The organism is Micromonospora arida (assembly GCF_003857035.1).
In the GTDB taxonomy this organism is placed as follows: Bacteria; Actinomycetota; Actinomycetes; order Mycobacteriales; family Micromonosporaceae; genus Micromonospora; species Micromonospora arida.
This window is the reverse complement of sequence record NZ_QGSY01000230.1, coordinates 128,492-146,758: the sequence shown is the minus strand read 5'-3', so window position 1 is coordinate 146,758 and position 18,267 is coordinate 128,492. Positions and strand designations below refer to the sequence as shown.

16 protein-coding genes are annotated in these 18,267 nt (G+C 72.0%); 3 read left to right on the top strand and 13 right to left on the bottom strand.

What is annotated here, in order from left to right; genetic code table 11:
- The 6 genes from DLJ58_RS23455 to DLJ58_RS23430 all read right to left on the bottom strand — a co-directional run.
- The coding region (locus DLJ58_RS23455) for an IucA/IucC family protein (RefSeq protein ID WP_279635902.1) at nucleotides 1-685 on the bottom strand (685 nt) is incomplete at its 3' end.
- Nucleotides 682-2,310, bottom strand: coding sequence for an IucA/IucC family protein (locus DLJ58_RS23450; RefSeq protein ID WP_124859302.1), 1,629 nt, complete (start codon nucleotides 2,308-2,310; stop codon nucleotides 682-684). The genes DLJ58_RS23450 and DLJ58_RS23455, both read right to left, overlap by 4 nt.
- The gene (locus tag DLJ58_RS23445) at nucleotides 2,307-3,476 is read right to left on the bottom strand and encodes an ATP-grasp domain-containing protein (RefSeq protein ID WP_124859324.1); all 1,170 of its coding nucleotides are present in this window, start codon (nucleotides 3,474-3,476) and stop codon (nucleotides 2,307-2,309) included. The genes DLJ58_RS23450 and DLJ58_RS23445 overlap by 4 nt, the downstream gene beginning before the upstream one ends.
- 47 nt (nucleotides 3,477-3,523) lie before the next feature.
- Entirely contained in the window at nucleotides 3,524-5,026 is a 1,503-nt protein-coding gene (locus tag DLJ58_RS23440) for an MFS transporter (RefSeq protein WP_124859300.1), read from the bottom strand.
- Nucleotides 5,023-6,294, bottom strand: a complete 1,272-nt coding sequence (locus DLJ58_RS23435; protein ID WP_124859298.1) for an MFS transporter — start codon at nucleotides 6,292-6,294, stop codon at nucleotides 5,023-5,025. The genes DLJ58_RS23440 and DLJ58_RS23435 overlap by 4 nt, the downstream gene beginning before the upstream one ends.
- Nucleotides 6,291-7,001 (bottom strand): siderophore-interacting protein, encoded by a 711-nt coding sequence (locus DLJ58_RS23430; RefSeq protein WP_124859296.1) that lies wholly within the window; start codon nucleotides 6,999-7,001, stop codon nucleotides 6,291-6,293. Before DLJ58_RS23430 ends, DLJ58_RS23435 begins: the two co-directional genes overlap by 4 nt.
- An 81-nt stretch (nucleotides 7,002-7,082) precedes the next feature.
- Here DLJ58_RS23430 and DLJ58_RS23425 point away from each other — a divergent pair, with 81 nt between their 5' ends.
- Nucleotides 7,083-7,643 (top strand): GNAT family N-acetyltransferase, encoded by a 561-nt coding sequence (locus DLJ58_RS23425; protein WP_124859294.1) that lies wholly within the window; start codon nucleotides 7,083-7,085, stop codon nucleotides 7,641-7,643.
- Between the two features lie 177 nt (nucleotides 7,644-7,820).
- On the opposite strand, the gene DLJ58_RS23420 is transcribed toward DLJ58_RS23425, so the two are convergent.
- Nucleotides 7,821-8,483, bottom strand: a complete 663-nt coding sequence (locus tag DLJ58_RS23420) for a DUF305 domain-containing protein (protein WP_244219093.1) — start codon at nucleotides 8,481-8,483, stop codon at nucleotides 7,821-7,823.
- Between the two features lie 14 nt (nucleotides 8,484-8,497).
- The gene (locus DLJ58_RS23415) at nucleotides 8,498-10,369 is read right to left on the bottom strand and encodes a sigma-70 family RNA polymerase sigma factor (RefSeq protein WP_124859292.1); all 1,872 of its coding nucleotides are present in this window, start codon (nucleotides 10,367-10,369) and stop codon (nucleotides 8,498-8,500) included.
- Nucleotides 10,370-10,690: 321 nt separating this feature from the next.
- On the opposite strand from DLJ58_RS23415, the gene DLJ58_RS23410 reads away from it, so the two are divergent.
- Nucleotides 10,691-10,876, top strand: coding sequence for a hypothetical protein (locus DLJ58_RS23410; RefSeq protein ID WP_124859290.1), 186 nt, complete (start codon nucleotides 10,691-10,693; stop codon nucleotides 10,874-10,876).
- Nucleotides 10,877-11,117: 241 nt separating this feature from the next.
- Complete coding sequence (locus DLJ58_RS23405; protein ID WP_124859288.1) at nucleotides 11,118-11,924, top strand: SigB/SigF/SigG family RNA polymerase sigma factor; 807 nt, start codon at nucleotides 11,118-11,120, stop codon at nucleotides 11,922-11,924.
- A gap of 18 nt (nucleotides 11,925-11,942) precedes the next feature.
- On the opposite strand, the gene DLJ58_RS23400 is transcribed toward DLJ58_RS23405, so the two are convergent.
- The 5 genes from DLJ58_RS23400 to DLJ58_RS23380 all read right to left on the bottom strand — a co-directional run bounded on the left by DLJ58_RS23400 (nucleotide 11,943) and on the right by DLJ58_RS23380 (nucleotide 18,165).
- A complete protein-coding gene (locus tag DLJ58_RS23400) occupies nucleotides 11,943-13,010 on the bottom strand; it encodes a DUF2855 family protein (RefSeq protein WP_124859286.1) in 1,068 nt (355 codons plus the stop codon).
- A gap of 120 nt (nucleotides 13,011-13,130) precedes the next feature.
- Nucleotides 13,131-14,345: a PP2C family protein-serine/threonine phosphatase gene (locus DLJ58_RS23395; protein WP_124859284.1), complete on the bottom strand. Its 1,215-nt coding sequence runs from the start codon at nucleotides 14,343-14,345 to the stop codon at nucleotides 13,131-13,133.
- Nucleotides 14,346-14,492: 147 nt separating this feature from the next.
- The gene (locus DLJ58_RS23390; protein ID WP_124859282.1) at nucleotides 14,493-15,983 is read right to left on the bottom strand and encodes a glycoside hydrolase family 130 protein; all 1,491 of its coding nucleotides are present in this window, start codon (nucleotides 15,981-15,983) and stop codon (nucleotides 14,493-14,495) included.
- Nucleotides 15,980-17,032, bottom strand: coding sequence for a glycosyltransferase (locus DLJ58_RS23385; RefSeq protein ID WP_124859280.1), 1,053 nt, complete (start codon nucleotides 17,030-17,032; stop codon nucleotides 15,980-15,982). Before DLJ58_RS23385 ends, DLJ58_RS23390 begins: the two co-directional genes overlap by 4 nt.
- Nucleotides 17,029-18,165, bottom strand: a complete 1,137-nt coding sequence (locus DLJ58_RS23380; protein ID WP_124859278.1) for a glycosyltransferase — start codon at nucleotides 18,163-18,165, stop codon at nucleotides 17,029-17,031. The genes DLJ58_RS23385 and DLJ58_RS23380 overlap by 4 nt, the downstream gene beginning before the upstream one ends.
- Between the last annotated feature and the right edge of the window lie 102 nt (nucleotides 18,166-18,267).

Below are 18,267 nucleotides of genomic sequence, written 5' to 3'. Positions count from 1 at the left end.
GCCAGGGGTGCACCGGCAGGACGCGGTGCCCGCGCGGGGGCCGTGGCGGGTCGAGCGCGGCCACCAGCGGATCGAACGGCCCGGCGTCGGCGATCAGGTCGTCCGGCACGGCCAGCCAGTGCAGCCGGAACGCGGTGCGCAGCTCCGGCGCGTACGCCCGCCAACTGTCCGGGTCACCGCTGCGCCACTTCGGGGTGGGGTGGTGCGGGTGACCGAAGACCAGCGACTGCTCGGAGTCGACGTACGCGTCGATGACGGGCTCACCGGTGGGGGTCGGATCCTCGGCCGGTCGGTCGGCCAGCAGCCGGGCCACGGTGTCCCGGCTGGCCCGGACCTGCTCGGCGAACTCGTCGTTGACCAGGCCGGTACGGGTGGTCAGCTCCGCCGCGACGAGGGCGGCCAACCCGTCCGCGTCCAGGTCTTCCCACCGTCCGCCGCCGGTACTGCGTTGGACCGGGCCGGTGTAGCGGTGCGCGCCGAGCGGCGAGGCTCGCGCGACCTCGCAGCGCACTGTGACGTCGAGGTGCCGCAGCAGCAGCCGGACGGCACCGTCGACCACGGGCGGGGTGCCGTCCGGCGGGGCCAGCTCGCGCAGCAGGCAGCCGAAGACGGCGTGGGCGGCGGCCAGGTCGGCGCGCTGACCGGTGTCGGTGGCCGGCCGGGAGCGCAACTGCGCGCTCGTCATCGTGTCTCCCGGAGGTAGTTCGGGCCGGTACGCAGGTAGTACTTGTTGATGTCGGCGCAGCCCAGCCGCTGTTTGGGTAGCAGGGTGCCGGCGGTGAGCATCGCCTTGATGGGCAACCGGGTGGCGTGCAGGACCCGCTCGGTGAAGGTCCGCGCCGCCGGTCCGTCGCCCCACCGGTCGCGGGCGGCGTCGAGTCGGGGCACCAGCGCCTCGGCGGGTGTCGGCACGGGCAGTCCCCGGGCGGCCAGGGCGACCAGGGGCGCGGCGGCGGCCAGGTGCAGGGTGATGGTGATGAACACGTCGGCCAACTCGTGCGGGTCGCGCGCCCACATCCGGTCGTCGTGCAGGGCGAGCCCGTTCGGGCCGTCGTGTCGTGGGTCGAGCCGGGCGCCGTCGTTGTCCTTGTAGAGCAGGCCGACAGTGCCATCCGGGTGCACCAGCAGGTGGATGTTCTGCGGGTGGGCCTCCAGGGCGATCCCGTGGCGTAGCCAGAGGAAGACGTGCCAGTCGAGCAGCAGGTCCAGGTAGGACTCCAGCAGCGCGACGGGCCGTTGCGGGCTGATCCGTTCGAGGACCGTGCCCGCCACCGGGTCGGCGGCGGCGAGGGCCGCGACCGGCACCACCTGAACGCCGGCCAGGTCGCGCGGAAATCGGCGCAGCAGGAAACCCCGCCGCTCGTCGCCGTCGACGTGCGCCCAGGTGCTCTCGTCGGTGTGCCGGATCCGACCGGTGAAGCCGGGTCCGGCGGCGGCGATCCGGTCGAGCAGTGCGGCGACGGCCGCGCCGTCGGCGAGCGAGCCCGGTTGCAGCGTGCGGCGGTTGCGCGCGCCGAGACTCGCGGTCGGCAGCGGCAGTTTGAGATGCAGGTACGGGTCGTGATCGAGCGCCACCGTCCGCATGGAGAGGGTGGGTCGCACCGGGGTCACCGGCAGGTCGACCACCGGGAGCGCATCGCGGGCCACGGTGATCGGATGCGCTGGCAGCAGCAGCTGATCCGGTCGCGGTGCCCGCGGCCACCATGCTGGCAGCTCGCCCGCGAGTCGGACGTCGTCGGCCGGGGCGGCGTACCAGCGCAGCGCGAAACGTGGGGCGTGTTCCGGGGCGTACCGGAGCAGTTCGTCGTCGCGCAGGCCGTGCCGGCACCGGTCGGTGGGGTAGACGGGGTGGCCGTGGTGGGCGGCGAGCACGTCGTCCAGGACCGCCGCCGGCAGGCCGGTCGGGGTGTGCACGCGTTCGGCCGCCACCTCGGTGAGCACCCGTGCCCGGTTGCGGGCGGCTAGCCGCCTGGCCCGCAGGTCGGCGTGGCACTCGACGCCGAAGTCCCGCCAGCCGGCCTCGGCCTCGGCGTTGTCGTGCGGGGCGAGCAGCGTCAACAGTCCGTCCAGCGTCTCCGTACGTCGCGTTTCGCCGGCGCGGGTCACCAGCAGCACCATCGGCGCGGCGCTGCGCAGGGCCTGCTGGAACCCGTCCGCCCGGACCGGAATGCGCAGCAGGCCAGCGGGGCGTGGCACCTGCCACCAGTCGGGTCCGTCCGCTCGGCCGGCGCTGAGCAGACCGAGGTGATCCTCGCGCAGCAGAGCGTCGAGCACCCGGGCGAAGACCTCCCGCTCGCAGTCGTCGCTCACTCGACGATGGTCCACTGGAGGTCGCTCCGGAGGGCGGCCAGCGACTGCCGGACGCTGCCCTCGTCGGGGCCGATCCCGTGCAACACGGCAAGGTAGTCGCGGTTCGTGCCGGTGTGCTCGGCGGTGCGGCCCATCTCGCGCAGCGGACGACAGCCCAGCCGGACGCCGCCGTGGACGGTGTCGAGGGGGCCCGGTGCGGCGACGAGACGGCCGGACCGGTCGGCGCAGACGTACTCGACCTGGGCGTAACGGTCGACCGTGTCGGGCAGGCCGAGGGCGGTCAGCGGCTCGCCGAGGTGCAGCCGGATGACGTACTCGAACAACGGCACACCGAGCAGTTCGGCGAGGATCAGGTCCATCCGGTCGCCGATGAGGCGGTAGTTCACCTCGATCAGCCGGACCTGGCCGTCGGAGACGACGTACTCGGTGTGGCAGGCGCCGAAGCCGACCCCGAGCGCGTCGAGCCGCGCCCGCAGTTGGGTGCGCGCCTGCTCCGCCGGGGGCGACCAGGCGAGGCTCTCCTCGGTGAAGGTCGGTGGTGGACCGAGGCCGGTGCGCCAGCCGCCGAGGGAGGCCAGTTCGGTGCCGTCGCCGAGGGTCTCGAAGGTCCGCAGCTCGCCGGCGAGGTACTCCTCGACCACCAGTGCCACGTCCGGCCGCCGACCACGGATCTCGGCGACCCGGGCGACCAGCTCGGCGTGGTCGGCCACCAGGTACGCGTCCTCACTGGCCACCCCCTCGCGGGGTTTGACCACCGCCGGGAACATCCCGGTCGGCACGTCCGGCGTGGCGCCGGGGTCGACGGTGACGGTGCGTACCAGATCGAGGCCCGCAGCGGCGATCGCCCGGCGGGCCGCGGCCTTGTCCTTGCAGAGGCGGGCGGCGTCCGGGTCCTTGCCGGGCAGGCCGAGCTTTCGGGCGGCGATCGCGGTGGCCTCCTGGAGATGGTCGCTGTTGGACAGTAGCGCCACCGCTCGGGTGGGTGCCGCCGCCGCGACCACCGCGGCCGGGTCGCGGACCGCGCAGCGCGCAACCCGCACGTCCGCCGGCCATTCGGCTGGCCGGTCGGTCAGCACGGTCGCCGACAGCCCGAGCGACGCCGCCGCCGGGAGGAACCCGTCCAGGACGGCGTCGGTGGGGTTGAGCGCGGTCAGGTAGAGCCGCATACCGCCTCCGTCGACTACCACGATGTCACTATTAGGGTAGCCTACCCTTATTCGACGGTTTTGGTGCGATCTGCCCGGTGTAGCAACCCGGCGGCAACCAGGCCACCGATCAACACCGCAGCCGCACCCACCAACTGCCCCGTCTCCAGCGCCGAGGCGAAGGCGACCGTCACGGCCTCCCGTTCGGCCCCTTCACCGGCGGCGGCGAGAGCCGCGGGAAACGACCCGGCACCGGCCAGGGCCGCCGGCAGCAGCGCCGCGAACCGGGCGTTCAGCACGGCACCCAGCACCGCGATGCCGAGGCTGCTGCCGACCTCGGTCATGGTGCCGTCGACACCCGCGCCCGCGCCGGCCTTCGCCGCCGGGATCGCGCTCATCACCGCCTCGACGATGGCCGGATTGGCCAACGCGCAACCGACACCCATGACGAGCAACCCGACCAGCAGCACCCCGTACCCGTCGGACGGAAAGAGAGTGACCAGCGCGAGTCCGGCCGCGAGCAGCGTCATGCCAACGGCGATGGCGACCGCCAGGCCGAGCCGACGGATCGCGTTCGCGACGATGCCGCTGACGTTGAGCAGCACGATGGACAGCGCGAAGGGCGCCATCCGCAGACCGGCCTCCCAGGCGGGGTAACCCCGGACGAACTGGAGGTGCTGGGTGAGCAGGAACAGCGCGCCGGTGGCGCCGAACGTGATCAGCACGACGCCGGAGATCGCACCGACGAAGCGCCGGTCCCGGAAGAAGCGCATGTCCAGCATCGGGTGCGCGATCCGTCGCTCCCACCGCACGAAGATCCCGAGCAGGAGTACGCCGACAACCGCCGCCCCGATCACCTCGGTCGACGCCCACCCGCGCTCCGGCCCGGAGATGATCGCCCAGACGACAGCGGTCAGGCCGGCTGTCGAGAGCACCGCGCCGAGCACGTCGAGTCGGCCGTCGGCCGGCCCGCGGGACTCGGGGACCAGCGCGCGAGCGACGAGCAGGCAGACCAGCACGATCGGCACGTTCATCAGGAAGATCGCGCCCCACGGCAGATGCGCGAGGATCGTGCCGCCGATCGGTGGCCCGATGGCGAAGCCCAACGCGCTGGTGGCGGCCCAGATGCCGATCGCCCGGGATCGCTCGGCGGCGTCGAAGACCTGCATCGCCACCGCGAGCGTCGCGGTGACCAGCAACGCGCCACCGACGCCCATCCCGGCCCGCGCGGCGATCAGCTGCCCGCTGGTGCTGGCCAGACCGGCGGCCAGCGAGCCGGCCCCGAAAAGGACCAGGCCGGCGAGCAGCATCCGGCGGCGGCCGTACCGGTCGGCGGCGCTACCGGCGGTGAGCAGCAACCCGGACAGCACCAACGCGTACGCGTTGATCATCCACTGCACCTCGGCGGTGCTGGCACCCAACTCGGTGGTGAGCACCGGCACCGCCACGGTCAGCACGGTGTTGTCCAACACCACGACCAGTTGCGCGACGCACAGCACGGCCAGGATGAGCCATCGCTGTGGCAGTCGTGCCGATGTCGCGGTGTCGGTGGCCGGCTGGACGGTGGTCACGCCACCGCCTTGACGCCGTCCACTGCGCGCTGTTCGGACGGCTGTTCGGCCGTCGGGCCGACGGCGGGGCCGGGCCGGTGCGGGAATCGCCGCTGGTGGGAGAGGCCGAGGGCGACCCCGGCGGCCACCAGCACGATGGCCGCGACCGCTACCGCCGGATAGCCGACCCGGTCGGCCGCCGCGAGACCGATGGACGCCGCCACGAACGAGCAGACCAGGCCGAACGACGACAGCACGGTGAAGTCGGTGCCGCCGGTGTCGGGCCGGGAGTAGTCCATGTTGACCGTGTAGAGCACGACGTTGGCAATGGTGTAGGCCACCATGAAGCAGCAGAGCGCGGCGACCGTCCCGCCCAGCGGAGCGCGGCCGTTCATCAGCGGCAGCAGCAGCAACGTCGACACCGTGAGCGCCACGCCGCCGACCACGAGCACGCCACCGCGCCCGAACCGCCCGATCCCGAGCCCCGCGACCAGGCCCGCCACGATGGCCGGGGCGCTGGTCACCACCCCGGTGACGACGCCGATCCGACCCAACGACCACCCGGCGTCGACCAGCGCCGGGGTGACCAGGGCGTACGCCATGCCCGCGCCGACGTAGACCAGCGGCACCACGCCGAAGGTCCACCACCGGCAGCCCGGCTGGCCGAACACCGACAGCAACGCCCGGTAGGCCGCGCCGACCCGTTCCACCCGATCGGTACGGGGAGGCTCCCGGAACCGCCACACCACCAGTAGGCCGACCGCCGTCATCGCGGCCAGCAGGCTGATCGCCGGCACCCAGCCGAACTGGTCGTAGACCAGGACGCAGGCTCCGCCGCCGAGCAGGTTGCCGAGGTAGCTCGCGGCGACCTGGATGCCGTTGCCGGTGCCCCGGGCCGAGTCGGCCAGCATCCGGACCGCGACGGCGTCCACGGCGATGTCCTGGGTGGCCGAGAAGAACACGTACGCGGCACAGATCGCGATGATCGGGCCGAGCGCGTCGGCCGGGCTGGCGAACGGCAGCAGCGCCAGCAGGGCGAGCACCAGGGCGGTCTGGAGCACGAGCAGCCAGGAGCGGTAGTGGCCGCGGTGCCGTGAGCCGTACCGGTCGAGGATCGGCGCCCAGAGGAACTTGATGGGCCAGATCAGGCCGACGATCTGCAACAGCGCCAGCGTGTCCAGCGAGGTGCCGCCGTCGCGCAGGATGGCGGTGAGCCCGACGGTGATGAAGCCGACGCCGAGGTACTGGGTGACGTACAGCGCGGTCAGGGTGCCGAGCCGGCCCTTCATGCCGCTTTCCAGTAGCCCAGGGAGGTCAACCGGTCCTTGTCGACGCCCAGCGTCTTGCGCAGGTGTCGGGTGATGCCCCGGGTGGTGGCCGCCTCGCAGGCCACCCAGTAGTGGCCCGCGCCGCTGGTCGGCAGGGCCGCGCAGACCGTGTCGACGAGATGCTGACCCGCGTCGCGCCGCGGGACCCAGGTGACGTCGTGGTGCGCCCGGGTCCGCAGCGCGAGTGCCTTCTCGCCCTCGTGGGCGTACTCCAGCCAGACCGTCGCCGGGATGTCGGCACCGGCGTCGAGCAGGCTGTTCACCGCGGGCAGGGAGGCCGCGTCGCCGACCAGGTAGAGGTGCTCGGGCGCGGGGTCGGGCAGCTCGAACGCGCTGCCCTGCACTGTCGCGCTGATGGTGTCGCCGACCTTGGCCGTGGTTGCCCACCGGGCCGCACACCCGTCGTGGATGGCGAATTCGACTGTGAATCGGCCGGTGGCCGGGTCGGGGTCCACCAGCGTGTACGCGCGCTGGTGGGCCCGGCCGTCGTTGTCGAACCACAGCCGGATCCACATTGTGGGGTGCACCCCGCACGTCTCCAGCAGGCCGCCCCCGTCCAGGAGTAGCCGCTGGTAGTGCCCGTCGATCGACTCGGTGCTCAGGACGGTCAACTGAAAGTCCCGCCCTCCCATGGCCTTGAGGACCAGGGCCTCCCAGTTCCGTTTCACGCACCCCTCCAGGTAAGGTCATCCTTGGTTAGGGGAGGTTAACCTAAGTTGCGCTCCGGATGGAACAGAGGACAGCGCCCGATGACGTACCAGGAGAAGATCGACGGTCTCGGCGAGCTGTCGTTGGTGACCGTGGACCCGGACCGGGACGCCGCACTCCTGCACGGTTGGGTGACCCTGCCCCGCAACTCCTTCTGGGGCATGGGTTCGCACACCCTCGAAGAGGTACGCGAGATCTACGCCTTTGTGGACAGTCTGCCCACGCACCACGCCTACCTGATCATGGTCGACGGGGAGCCGGTCGGCCTCTTCCAGAGCTATCAGCCCGAGGCGGACCCGGTCGGCGAGCGCTACCACGTCCAGCCCGGCGACGTGGGGATGCACCTGCTGCTCAGCCCCGACCGACGCCTCGCCCGCAGCCTCACCAACGCGGCCGGCCCGGCCGTCGCCCGCTTCCTGTTCCGCGACCCGGCCGCGCAGCGGATCGTGGTCGAGCCGGACGTCCGCAACCACCTCGCCCTACGCCGACTGGAGATCGAGGGCTTCACCTTCGACTCCGAGATCGAGATGCCGGACAAGCGGGCCCAGCTCGCGTTCCTGACCCGCGCCCGGTTCGCGGAGAGGCACCCGACGCCGGCCTGACCACCAACGCGGCCCGCCTCGGGCGGTGACGCGCTGCGGATCCGGTGCGTCGGGCGCCGCACCGGGCGGACGGCGTCCGTCGTGACGGCACGGCGGGCGGACGGGACGCCCGGGACGAGGGAGGACGTCGGCGCGCAGGTCAGACGTCCGCATCGGCCGGTCCTCCGGGCCGCATGCTCAGCCGCCCGGTGCGGCGGTGGGCGCGCCGGGCCGGTTGTCCAGCGTGTTCAGCTCGGCAGCCCGCGCCTGCTGGATCCGGCCGGCGAGTGCCTTCAGCTCCGGGCTTCCGCCGGCGGTCTGCTCGCCCCGGCACAGCACTACGGTCTGCGCGAGGTGCGCCCGGATCAGGCCAGCCGCCCGGAAGGACACCTCCGCGTCGGACGCGGCACGTAGCTGGGCGAGGCTGGCCTCGGTGACCATGCCGGGCATCTGATGCCCCTCGTGGATGTTCAGCTCGGGCACGTTGCCAGCGGCCAGGAGCCCACGCAGGTCCCGCAACTCCGCCTGGTGGGTCTTCCGGACCTGGCCGAGGAGGGCCCGCAGCGACGCATCCGCCGGGCGGGTGTCGAGCTGGTCGATCAGCGCGAGCGCGCCCTCGTTCATCGGGATCAGCAGTTGGATGAAGGCGTCGTCGGTGCCGTTGAGCACCACCGGCGCGGTCGGCACCGCAGCGGCCGACGACGCTGCCACCGACGACGCTGCTGGTGCCTGGTTGGTGCGGCCCCAACCCTGACTGAGCCCGACGGCCACCGCCGTGACGACCAGGGTCGCGACGACGCCGACCAGGCGCCCGGCCCGTACGCGAAGCCCTCGGCGCTCCACCATGATCTGCTCGTCCATCCGTTCGCCAGTGCTCAGCGGGCGGCTTGGAACGCGCGGCCGACCACTGTCGCCTCGGTCCCGTCGCTGAACAACCCGGACCGATCCTTGTCCGTGGCGGGTAGCCCGAACCAGGCGTAGCGCTGCAGGTAGGGGAGTTGGCCGAGCATGGCGGTGGCCGCCGTGAGGAAGGCCGCCTGCTGCTGCTGACTGGGAAACTGCGAACCGCCCCCGGCGAAGCGGATCAGCGCGAACTCGGTCAGCCAGATCGGCTTCCGGTACCGCTGGTGGACGGCCTGGAGGTACTGCCGGAGTTGAGCCACCGCGGTGGCGGTCGTGAAGTCGGCGCCGAACCAGTGCAGCGTGATGAAGTCCACCCGGTGGCCGCGGGCCTGGGCGCCGGTCATGAACCTGTCCAGCCAGCCCTGCGGGTCCGGCGCGCCCCAGGCCACCGCCGGGCTGCCCAGTTTGCTGCCCGTCGCCATCAGCTGCGGCCACAGGTCCAGCGCCTGCTCGACGGTCATGTTCGCCTGCTCGGGAAGGTCCGGCTCGTTGAAGGTGAGCAGGTACGGCCCGGCGGCCTTGGCCCGAGCCAGCTCCGCGGCGGTGACGTTCTCCGCGCTGCGGATCATCGGCACGAACGTCGCGCCGCGCGGCGTGCTGATCCCCGGGTGCTGGGTGCCCCAGGTGTAGTACCAGCTGGCCCTGGAGTTCGCCAACGCCTGACTCGCCCCGGCGAAGTTCCACACGCCGACGCCCTTGCGGGCGGAGCTGACCGCCGGCGCGACCGGAGCTTTCGACGAGGGGCGCGCGCTCGGCGAGGGCGCGACGCTCGGAGTGGCGGCGGCGGTGGGCGCGGCAGACGGCGGCGCTGCCCACGAGGGTGCGGACGGATCGTCCGGCAGGATCACCACCGCCATGGTGATGGCCAGGACGGCGGCGGCCACACCGGCGGCGAGGGATGGCACGAGGCCGCGGGGACGGCTCACCGCGAGGTCGACCACGCTCGGGCCGCCGCCCGCATCGGTGGGGGCCGCGCCGGGTGGGGTCGGCCCGGCGGCGGGTCCGGCCGTCGGGCCAGGCGGCGCGACGGCCGGCGCGGCGGCAGCACTCGGCAGGTAGGCGTCGAGACCCGCCGGCAGCGGCAGCAACGGCATACCGGCGAGCAGCCGATCGATCGGCAGCAGGGCGCTTCCCAGCCGTCCACAGAACGCGCAGTCGCGGACGTGTCGAGCCAGTCGCTTGCGCCACAGCGAGCTGGGCGTGCCGTCCCACTCGGCGGTGACGGCGCCCAGGTCCGGGCAGCCGGGGCGGGCGCGGAGCGCGCGTACGACGCCACGGGCGCTCTGGATCTGCTCCTTCATCCGGTGGATCCGCACCGCGACGTGCCCGGGTGACAACCCGAGCGCGTCGGCGACCTCGTTCCGGGTGATCTCGCCGGTCTCCTCCAGCCACCAGAGCGAGAGCAGTTCCTGGTCGTCCGGGTCGAGCCAGCGGGTCGCCTCGGCGACCTCGCGTCGTTGGTCGGTGAGGCCGAGCCGGAGGATGGTCATCCCCGCGAAGTCGGAGGCCGGGTCGGGCACGTTGTGGATCGCGTCCAGCCCGGCATCGCGGTTGAGCGCGACGCGGCGGCGCGTCTCCCAGTCACGCACCTGGCGGATGGCGATCGCCACCAGCCAGGACCGGTATGCCGCCGGGTCGTTGAGCGCGGGCAGGTACCGGATCACCCGTACCAACGTCTCCTGGACCACGTCGTCGACATCGGCGTGCCCGCGCAGCGCACGCCCGACGATGTTGTAGACCAGCGGGAGCGAGGCCGCGACGACGTCGTCGAGAGCGCGCTGATCGCCCTGCCGGGCCGCGACGACCAACCCGACATCGGGCAGTGCTCGACCGGCTGACGACATGGGTCTCACTCCTTGGGTGCTCATCCCCGCGGCGCCCACGCTGGGTGTGCTGACCGCCCTCAAGATCGGAGACTCACGGCAGCGGGTGAGATTACAGAATTCCCGGGCGGCCGGTTCGCCACAAGCGAGGCGGGTCGGTCGGCGGCGCATATGTGGTGGCGGCGGCGGGTATGGTGCGGGGTGTCGGTGTCGCCGGGCGTTCGCCCGTGCACAGGACACCAGCATTCGGGCGCCAGCGTGTGCGCCGAAGCGTCACCAGGTCGCACGGCCGACGTTGCCGAGGCCCCAGACGCACCCCTCTCGTAGAGACAGGATCCCTGCATGACATCGAACGACAACGGTCGACCCGCCCTGTTCCTCGCCACGTCGCACGGTGACGTGCTGGACGGACCGGCGGTGACCTTCGACAGCAGCGAGGAGGCCATGCGGCAACTGCGCCACCCGTTCGCGGTGCAGCCGGCCCAGCCGGCCGCGACCGCTGTCGACGCGCCGGACCAGCGCCGCTGATCACGCGCTGTCGCCGCTCACAGGACGCCAAACATCCCCGGGCTCATACTTTCGGCTAGGAAATAGTCAGCCCTTCGGGTAGTGTTCGAGGCATAAGGTGAACGACATGACGCGGTGGCGAGGCCCGTGATCGTGGCCTTGCGACAGCGCACTCTCGCCCGTTCGTGCGCCCCGGCGACAGCCGGTTCGGAGACCCTTTCCGGTCGATTCCATCGACGGGCACGTGCGGGAGGACCACCTCATGCTCAGCGTCGTCGAAACAGCAACCAGCACCCTCATCAACCAGCAGAGCAGCGGCCGGAGCCCGGACGACCTCCTGGTCGCCCTGGCGGCAACGCAGGCGGACGACCCTCGCCGCCCAGCCCTACGGGACGGCGCCATCGAGGCGTGGATGCCGCTCGCCCGACACCTGGCGCGCCGCTACGGCGGACGTGGCGCACCCGACGACGACCTGGCCCAGACCGCCTTCGTCGGGCTGATCAAGGCCGTGGACAACTTCGACCACAGCCGGGGCGTCGACTTCAGCGGCTACGCCATTCCCACCATCATTGGCGAGATCAAGCGGTACTTCCGGGACCGCACGTGGGCGGTGCGCGTGCCTCGCCGCCTCCAGGAACTGCGCCTGTCGATCAGCGCCGCCAACAGCGTCCTGACCCAGACCCTCGGCCGGCTGCCGACGGTGGCCGACATCGCGTCCTACCTCGACGTGACCGAGGAGACCGTGCTGGAAGGGCTGGAGGGTGCGCGCGCCTACCGGGCCACCTCGCTGTCCACCCCCATCGGGGCCGACGGCAACCGGGAACTCGGCGACACCCTCGGCGACGACGACCATGAGATCGATCTCGTCGAGATCCGCGTCGCCCTCGATCCGGCCCTCGCCACGCTGCCGGAACGCGAACGCCAGATCCTGAGCCTGCGCTTCCACGGCAACCTGACCCAGGCCCAGATCGCCGACCGGATCGGTGTGTCGCAGATGCACGTGTCCCGGCTGATCACTCGTTCGCTGGCCGCGCTGCGCCACCAGCTCAGCGACGACGTCGCAGCCTGAACCAGCGCCGTCAGCCGATCAGAGTTGGATGACGTGGCCCACCCGTGGCGGCGTACGACCGGCGAGAACGTCCGACCACGCGTGTTGCAGCGCCGCCGGCCCGGCACCCACCCGAACGTCCAACCAGCCGCTCACCACGGCGGCGAAGCGTTGCCAGGCCTCGGTGAACCGCTGGTCGAGGCCGTCGCGGCCCCAGTCGTGGCTGCGCTTACGCATCTGCACCGGCGCGAAGAACACCTCCTCGGCGGCGTCGGCGTTCGGCGTCTGGTTGGTGAGCCCGACGGCGACGTCCCGGACCAGCCGGTCGCCGAGACGCCGACGCAGGGCGGCACGGGTCGTGGGAGCGCCGGACAGGTCGAGGTAGACGGTCGGGACCACGTCGAGGGCGTCGATGTCGTCGTACGACACGACCTCGTCGTAGCAGCCGAGCGACCGGGTGAACGCCAGGTTGCCCGGTGAGGTGAGACCGACCAGGCGCGGCCCGCGCCGGTGCAGCTCGAACGCGGCGGCGTACGCGGTCTTGCTCGACGCCGACGACACCAGCAACGCCTCGGCACCGTAGAAGTCGTTGTCGACAACCTGGTCGGCCAGCATGAACGAGGTGAAGAACAGCGGCCGGAACAGGATCAGCAGATCCTCCTGGTCGCGCTGGTACGCCGGGTCGCCGGTGGTCGACCGGTACGCGTTGTACGGCGACGGCAGCTCGGCCCGGTGCGGGCTCGCCTCGCGGAACCCGGACGCGTCCACCCGGTCCGGCCGGACCACGAGATGACCGGCGGGCGGGAGGTAGCCGTAGATCCGTTGCCCCACCTCGACACCGGCCACCGCCGAGGCGACCACCTCGGCGAAACCCCAGAGCGGCGGCAGGCCCCACTGCGGCCCGAGACCCTGGGCCGCCGGCGGAAAGAACTGCCAGTACCGCATCGAGTCGCCGAGCACCGCGTAGGTCACGTTGTTGGCGGTGAGGCCGACGCGGTCCACGCGCAGCAGCGCCTCGCCGTCGGCCAGGGTGGGGGCGGAGCCATCGACGAGCGTGGTCTGCCCGAGGTCGTCACGCGCCACGGCGAAGGTCCATGAGTCAGCCATGAGGTGACGCTAGACAGCCTCGCAATCGGAGACAAGTGCACTGCGAGTGCAAAATCCCACTACGCGCGCGCCGGGGTCGGAGACGTGGCAGCGCCCGGTCGGGAGGGCAGCGGCGCGCGGTCAGGGTCGGAGCGCGGCGAGGTCGCGGAGGTGCGCGAGCGGCAGGTGCGGTGGCCGCCACTCCACGAAGAGGGCGGTCGCGTCGTCCTCAAGCTTGTCGTCCTGGTAGCCGACGACCGCGCGGACCAGGCGACGCATCGTCTCCGGGCTGGGCAGCCCGTCGTTCAGGGCGCGGTTGACGAAGTCGACGAGCCGGTCCAGCCCGAACTGCTCCCCCTCCGCGCTACGGGCGTCGGTGATGCCGTCGGTGTAGGCGAGGATGCGGTCGCCCGGGTGCAGGTCCTCGACGTGTACCCGCGGTCGGCGGGGAGTCAGGTGGCCCAGGCCGAGGGGCAACGCGGTCGGCCCCGGGAGCTCTCGGATGGCCTTGCCGTCACGCAGCAACATCGCACCGGGATGCCCCGCGTTGATCATGCTGAGCCGGCCGGTCTGGCGGTCCAACTCGATGAGCAACCCGGTCGCGAAGAAGTTCGGGTGCTCGGAGCGCACCCACCGGTCGATGCTGATCGCCGTGTCGACCAGGTCGAGGCCACACCGACGGGCGTTGCGGTACGCGCTGACCACCAGCGAGGCCAGGGTGCTCGCCTTGATGCCGTGCCCGCAGGTGTCGAAGAGCCCGACGCTGAGCACGTCCTCGTTCAACGCGTAGTCGAAGATGTCGCCGCCGACGTCGTAGCACGGTTCGAGGATGGCGGTGACCACCAGGTCGTCGGTGGCGAAGGTCAGCGGTGGGAGCAGGCCCCACACGATCTCGGCCGCGACCTGCATCGGCATCCGCCGCCGCATCCGCTCGACCACGTCACCGTAGAGCCGGCGGTTGACCAGGATCTGGGCGACGTTGACCGCCACCTCCCAGGCCGGAGCGTCCATCGTCTCGTCGACGGCGGCCGGGGAGACGATCTCCAGTACGCCCATCCGCTCACACCCGAGCAGCAGTGGCACCCAGACCCGGTCCGGGTTGTCGGGCGCGCGCTGGATGGCGAGGGTGGTGAAGGCCCGGCCGGCAAGCGTCGTCTCGATCGGCAACTGGTCCCGGTCGAGACCCGCGCCGAGCAGCGGCACGAGGAGGGTCTGCGTGTAGTCGGCCAGATAGATCACGATCTCGCTGGCATCGATCGCGGGCGCCGCACGGGCAACCAGTTGCGACACCTCGTCCGGGCCACCCCGGGGCGCGTTGAGCTGCAACCGACGCACCACCTCGCCGATGTCGGCCATACTCCACCTCCCCCTGTCCTCCCCGATCGCAGGAGCACGTAGTGCGAGCGTGAGGCTACCTCGCCCGCCGCGCACCCGGCGCTTCCCGAGTCGCCTCTACGTCAGGCGAGCCGTGATCGTCGAGCCACAGGGCCGCACCAACGGCACTCATTCGGTCCGATTGCCCGATTGTGGGGTCTCGACCATCGCGCTGAGGAGCGCGGACAACGGCACGGTGGCGAATCCCACTCGCGCGTCACTCGCCCCGTACGGCACCCACAGCTCACCGTCGTGCACGAGCGCACCGCAGGAGTAGACGACGTTCGGCACGTACCCGTCCCGGTCGTCCTCGTCGGGTGCGAGAAGCGCACCAGGCAGGTGGGCGACGACCCGCTCCGGTGTGTGCAGGTCGAGCAGGAGCGCACCGATTGCGTACCGACGCATCGGCCCGACGCCGTGGGTGAGCACGAGCCAGCCGACGTCGGTCTCGATCGGTGATCCGCAGTTGCCGACCTGGATCAATTCCCAGCTCTCGCCCGGCGCGTGCAACGGGGTCGGGACCTGCCAGCGGCTCTCGCCGTCCAAGGCGGTCAGGCCGATGGTCTCGCCGTCGGCACGGCACAGTGCCAGGTGCCGGCCGCCGACGGAACGCGGGAACAGCGCGAGCCCCTTGTTGCGGGCACCCGGTCCGCGCATCGGGGTCATCTCGAACCGGCGCAGGTCGTCGCTGGCCAGGGCGCGGGTGGCGATGTTCCGGCCGTCGTAGGCGGTGTAGGTGGCCCGGTACACCGGCCCGGATTCATCGACGAAGCGGACGAACCGGGCGTCCTCCATGCCGTTGCTCTCCGCCGGGGTCGCCGGCCACAGCACCCGTTGATGCAGCACCGTGTCCGCGGGGAAGGCCGTGGCGTAGCTACCGGCATTGGTACGACGAAGTTGTTCGACGGTCGCCAACCCGGTGCTGCGCGAGAGCAGATCGGGTGGCAGGTTGCCGAGCACCCGCTCGAAGGCGGCCTCGTCGTACCACTCGGGCAACGCGTCCAGCACGGTGGCCGCGACCTCGTTGTCGCAGTCCTCCTCGGCCAGGCCGGCAACGAGCAGGTCCCTACGGTGCCGTACGCCCATCCGCTGCCCGACGGCCAACGGCCCGGACCGGTCGGCGATCGTGAGCTGTTCCCCTGGTCCGATGATCGCGGTGGCGAAACCGATCGAGGACACGTGGCCCTCCCCGACCTGGCGCAGGCTGATGGCGACGCGCAGCTGCCCCGGGCCGAGACCGCTCTGGTCCGGGTGGACCACCATCGACGGATTGCACAGGGCGGCGGCCTCGACGGCGTACTCGTGGCTGAAGTAGGCGCCGACCAGCAGCCGGCTGCTCGGCGAGAGGTCCCGGGCCCGCGCGGCGCGGTGCCGGACCAGCTCGTAGTGGTGGTGGAAGGTGCCGGCCAGGTCGCGGTGCCGGGCGCCGAACCGGTCGAGGGTCTCCCGCAACAGCCGGCCGGTCTCCTCGTCGTCGAGGTGCGCGACCCGGTCGATGAGCGCCCGCGCGCGGTTACGTACCACCGCGGCGTCCTCACCCGGTACGAAGAGCTTGACGATGACGCGGCGTGGATCCGGGGTGAGAGTGACGTCCTGCCGGACGGCCAGACTCCGGGTCACGACCACCGCCGGGCGTGCTGCAGCGTGGAGATGAGCGCGAGGGTGGACTCGGCGCCCTGGTTGAGGTTGGGCCCGTGCGCGGTCAGCCCGTCGTAGCCACCGCCGGTCGCCGGATCCCACATCGGCGTGCCAAGGTCGTTGTCGCCGAGGAACCACCCGACCGCCTGCCGCACCCCGTTGTCCCACTCCGGGTCACCGGTGACCGTGGCCGCCGTGGCGCAGGCATCGGCGAGGGCGGCGACCTCGATCGGCTGCTGGTCATGGTGCAGCCGTACGGCGCCGCGCCGCCAACCCCCGGCGGGTACGACCGACAGCCGCCCATCGCGGAGCTGGACATCGCGCAGCCAGGTCAACATACGCAGGCCATCGTCGAGAGGTGGGCCACCCTCACGAAGCTGACTCGCGGCCATGACCACTTCGGCGAGGGCGGCATTGGCGTACGTCAGCTCCTGCCGTGGCCACGGCCACCCTCGATCGGAAGCCGGCGGGCCGATCGTGCTGGCCGCGTCCGCCAGCAGGGACGCGGCGGCGACGTGGCCCGGGTGACGGCGAAGCACCTCGGCGGCGCCCAGACCGGCGAAGGCCATCGTGTGCGGGGCCTTGGCCCGGCGGGTGGCGCCCCGGCTGAAGGCGACCAGCGCCTCCTCGCGTACCCATGGGGCGGGGCTGCGGGCGACGGCAGTGCCCAGGCCCCACAGAGCTCGACCCCACCAGTCGCCGAGTCCTGGTTCGTCGTCCCAACGCCGGTCGTGCCCGAGCCGGTTGCGGAACGCGCCGTCGGCGTCCTGCGCGTGGGTCAGGAACGCCAGGTATCCCTCCGCCAGCCGGAGCAGCTCCTCGCTCGGGTCCGGCTCACGGCTGACGACCAGCAGGCCACGGGCCACGTCGTCGGTGCAGTAACCATGCTCACGCCGGACGATGGCGTGCCGTGCGTGCTCGAACAGACCTGTGTCATCGCTCAGCCGAGCCAGGTGCGCGAAGCTCGGCGCGGGTGCCGTCACCCAGCGCCCACGCGTCGACGTCCGGGGGCGTCCGGGGGTCGCCGTCACGCCGGCACGGCGCTGACGGCGGGTGAGCGGGCGTCGACGAGCTCTTCGGCGAGGGTGCCGTAGCGGGCCGCCACCACAGGCCAACGCAGGTGCGCGGCCAGCGGGCGAACCCGTCCGGCCAACCGGGCGGCCAGGCCCGGTTCGGTCAGGACCCGCCGGATCGCCTTGGCCAGTGCCGTTGGGTTCTGATGGGGTACGACCAGACCGGGCCCACCGGTCAGCAGCTCGACGGCGTGCGGGAACGCTGTCGCCACGACGGGCACTCCGGCGGCCACCGCTTCGATGAGTACCCCGGAGGTGACCTGTTCGCGGGAGTCGTAGGGCAGGACGACCACGTCGGCGGAGCGGATCAACCGGCCCAGCGCCTCCTGGTCGTGGTAGACGTCCTGATAGTCGACGGCGTGCGCGACGCCCAACTGGGCACCGAGCTGGTGCAGCCCCGCCCGGTACGCCTCACCGTGGTGCTCGATCACCTTCGGGTGGGTCCGCCCCGCCACCGTGTAGGTCGGAGTCGGTTCCAGATCCTGCAACCGCGCGAGGGCCCGCAACGACCACTCGATGCCCTTGCCCGGCCCGAGCAGCCCCCAGGTCAGCAGGTGCGGGCGGGTACGCCGGTCGACGGGTACACCGGCAAGCTCGGCCGCGCCGTGTGGGATCACCGTCACCTTGCCCGCTGGCACGGCGTACCCGACGAGCAGCCGGTCGCGGGCCGTGTCGGTCATCGTGACGACCGCCCCAGCGGTCGCCACGATCTGCTCCAACAGGGATTTCTGCCGGGCCGAGGGCTGGCTGAGTACGGTGTGCAGAACCACGATGCTCGGCACGCTGAGCCGCCGCAGCAACGGCAGGACCTCCTCGCCGTCGGTGCCGGGGTAGATGCCGTACTCGTGCTGGACGATCGCCACGTCGTACGCGTTCAGAGCGGCCGCCGCCTCCCGCCAGCCGGCCGGGTTACGCGCCGACCAGGTGTGCACCACCCCGGGTACGGGCCGCTGGTCGTCGCCGTGATCGGTGACCCGGACGATGCCGCTGCGGGTGCCGTCGGCGGTCAACTGGGCGGCGAGGGCCGCGTTGAAGGTGGCCAGTCCGCACCGGGTCGGTGGGTGGGTACTGAGGAATCCGTAGCTGAGCATGAACGTCGGGCCTTCCGGTTGTCGGCCACCGCAGGAGTACGGGTGAGCCTCACGCGGGGACGGCGCACGCCGGTCAGCGTGTGTGACCGGCGGAACGGAGAG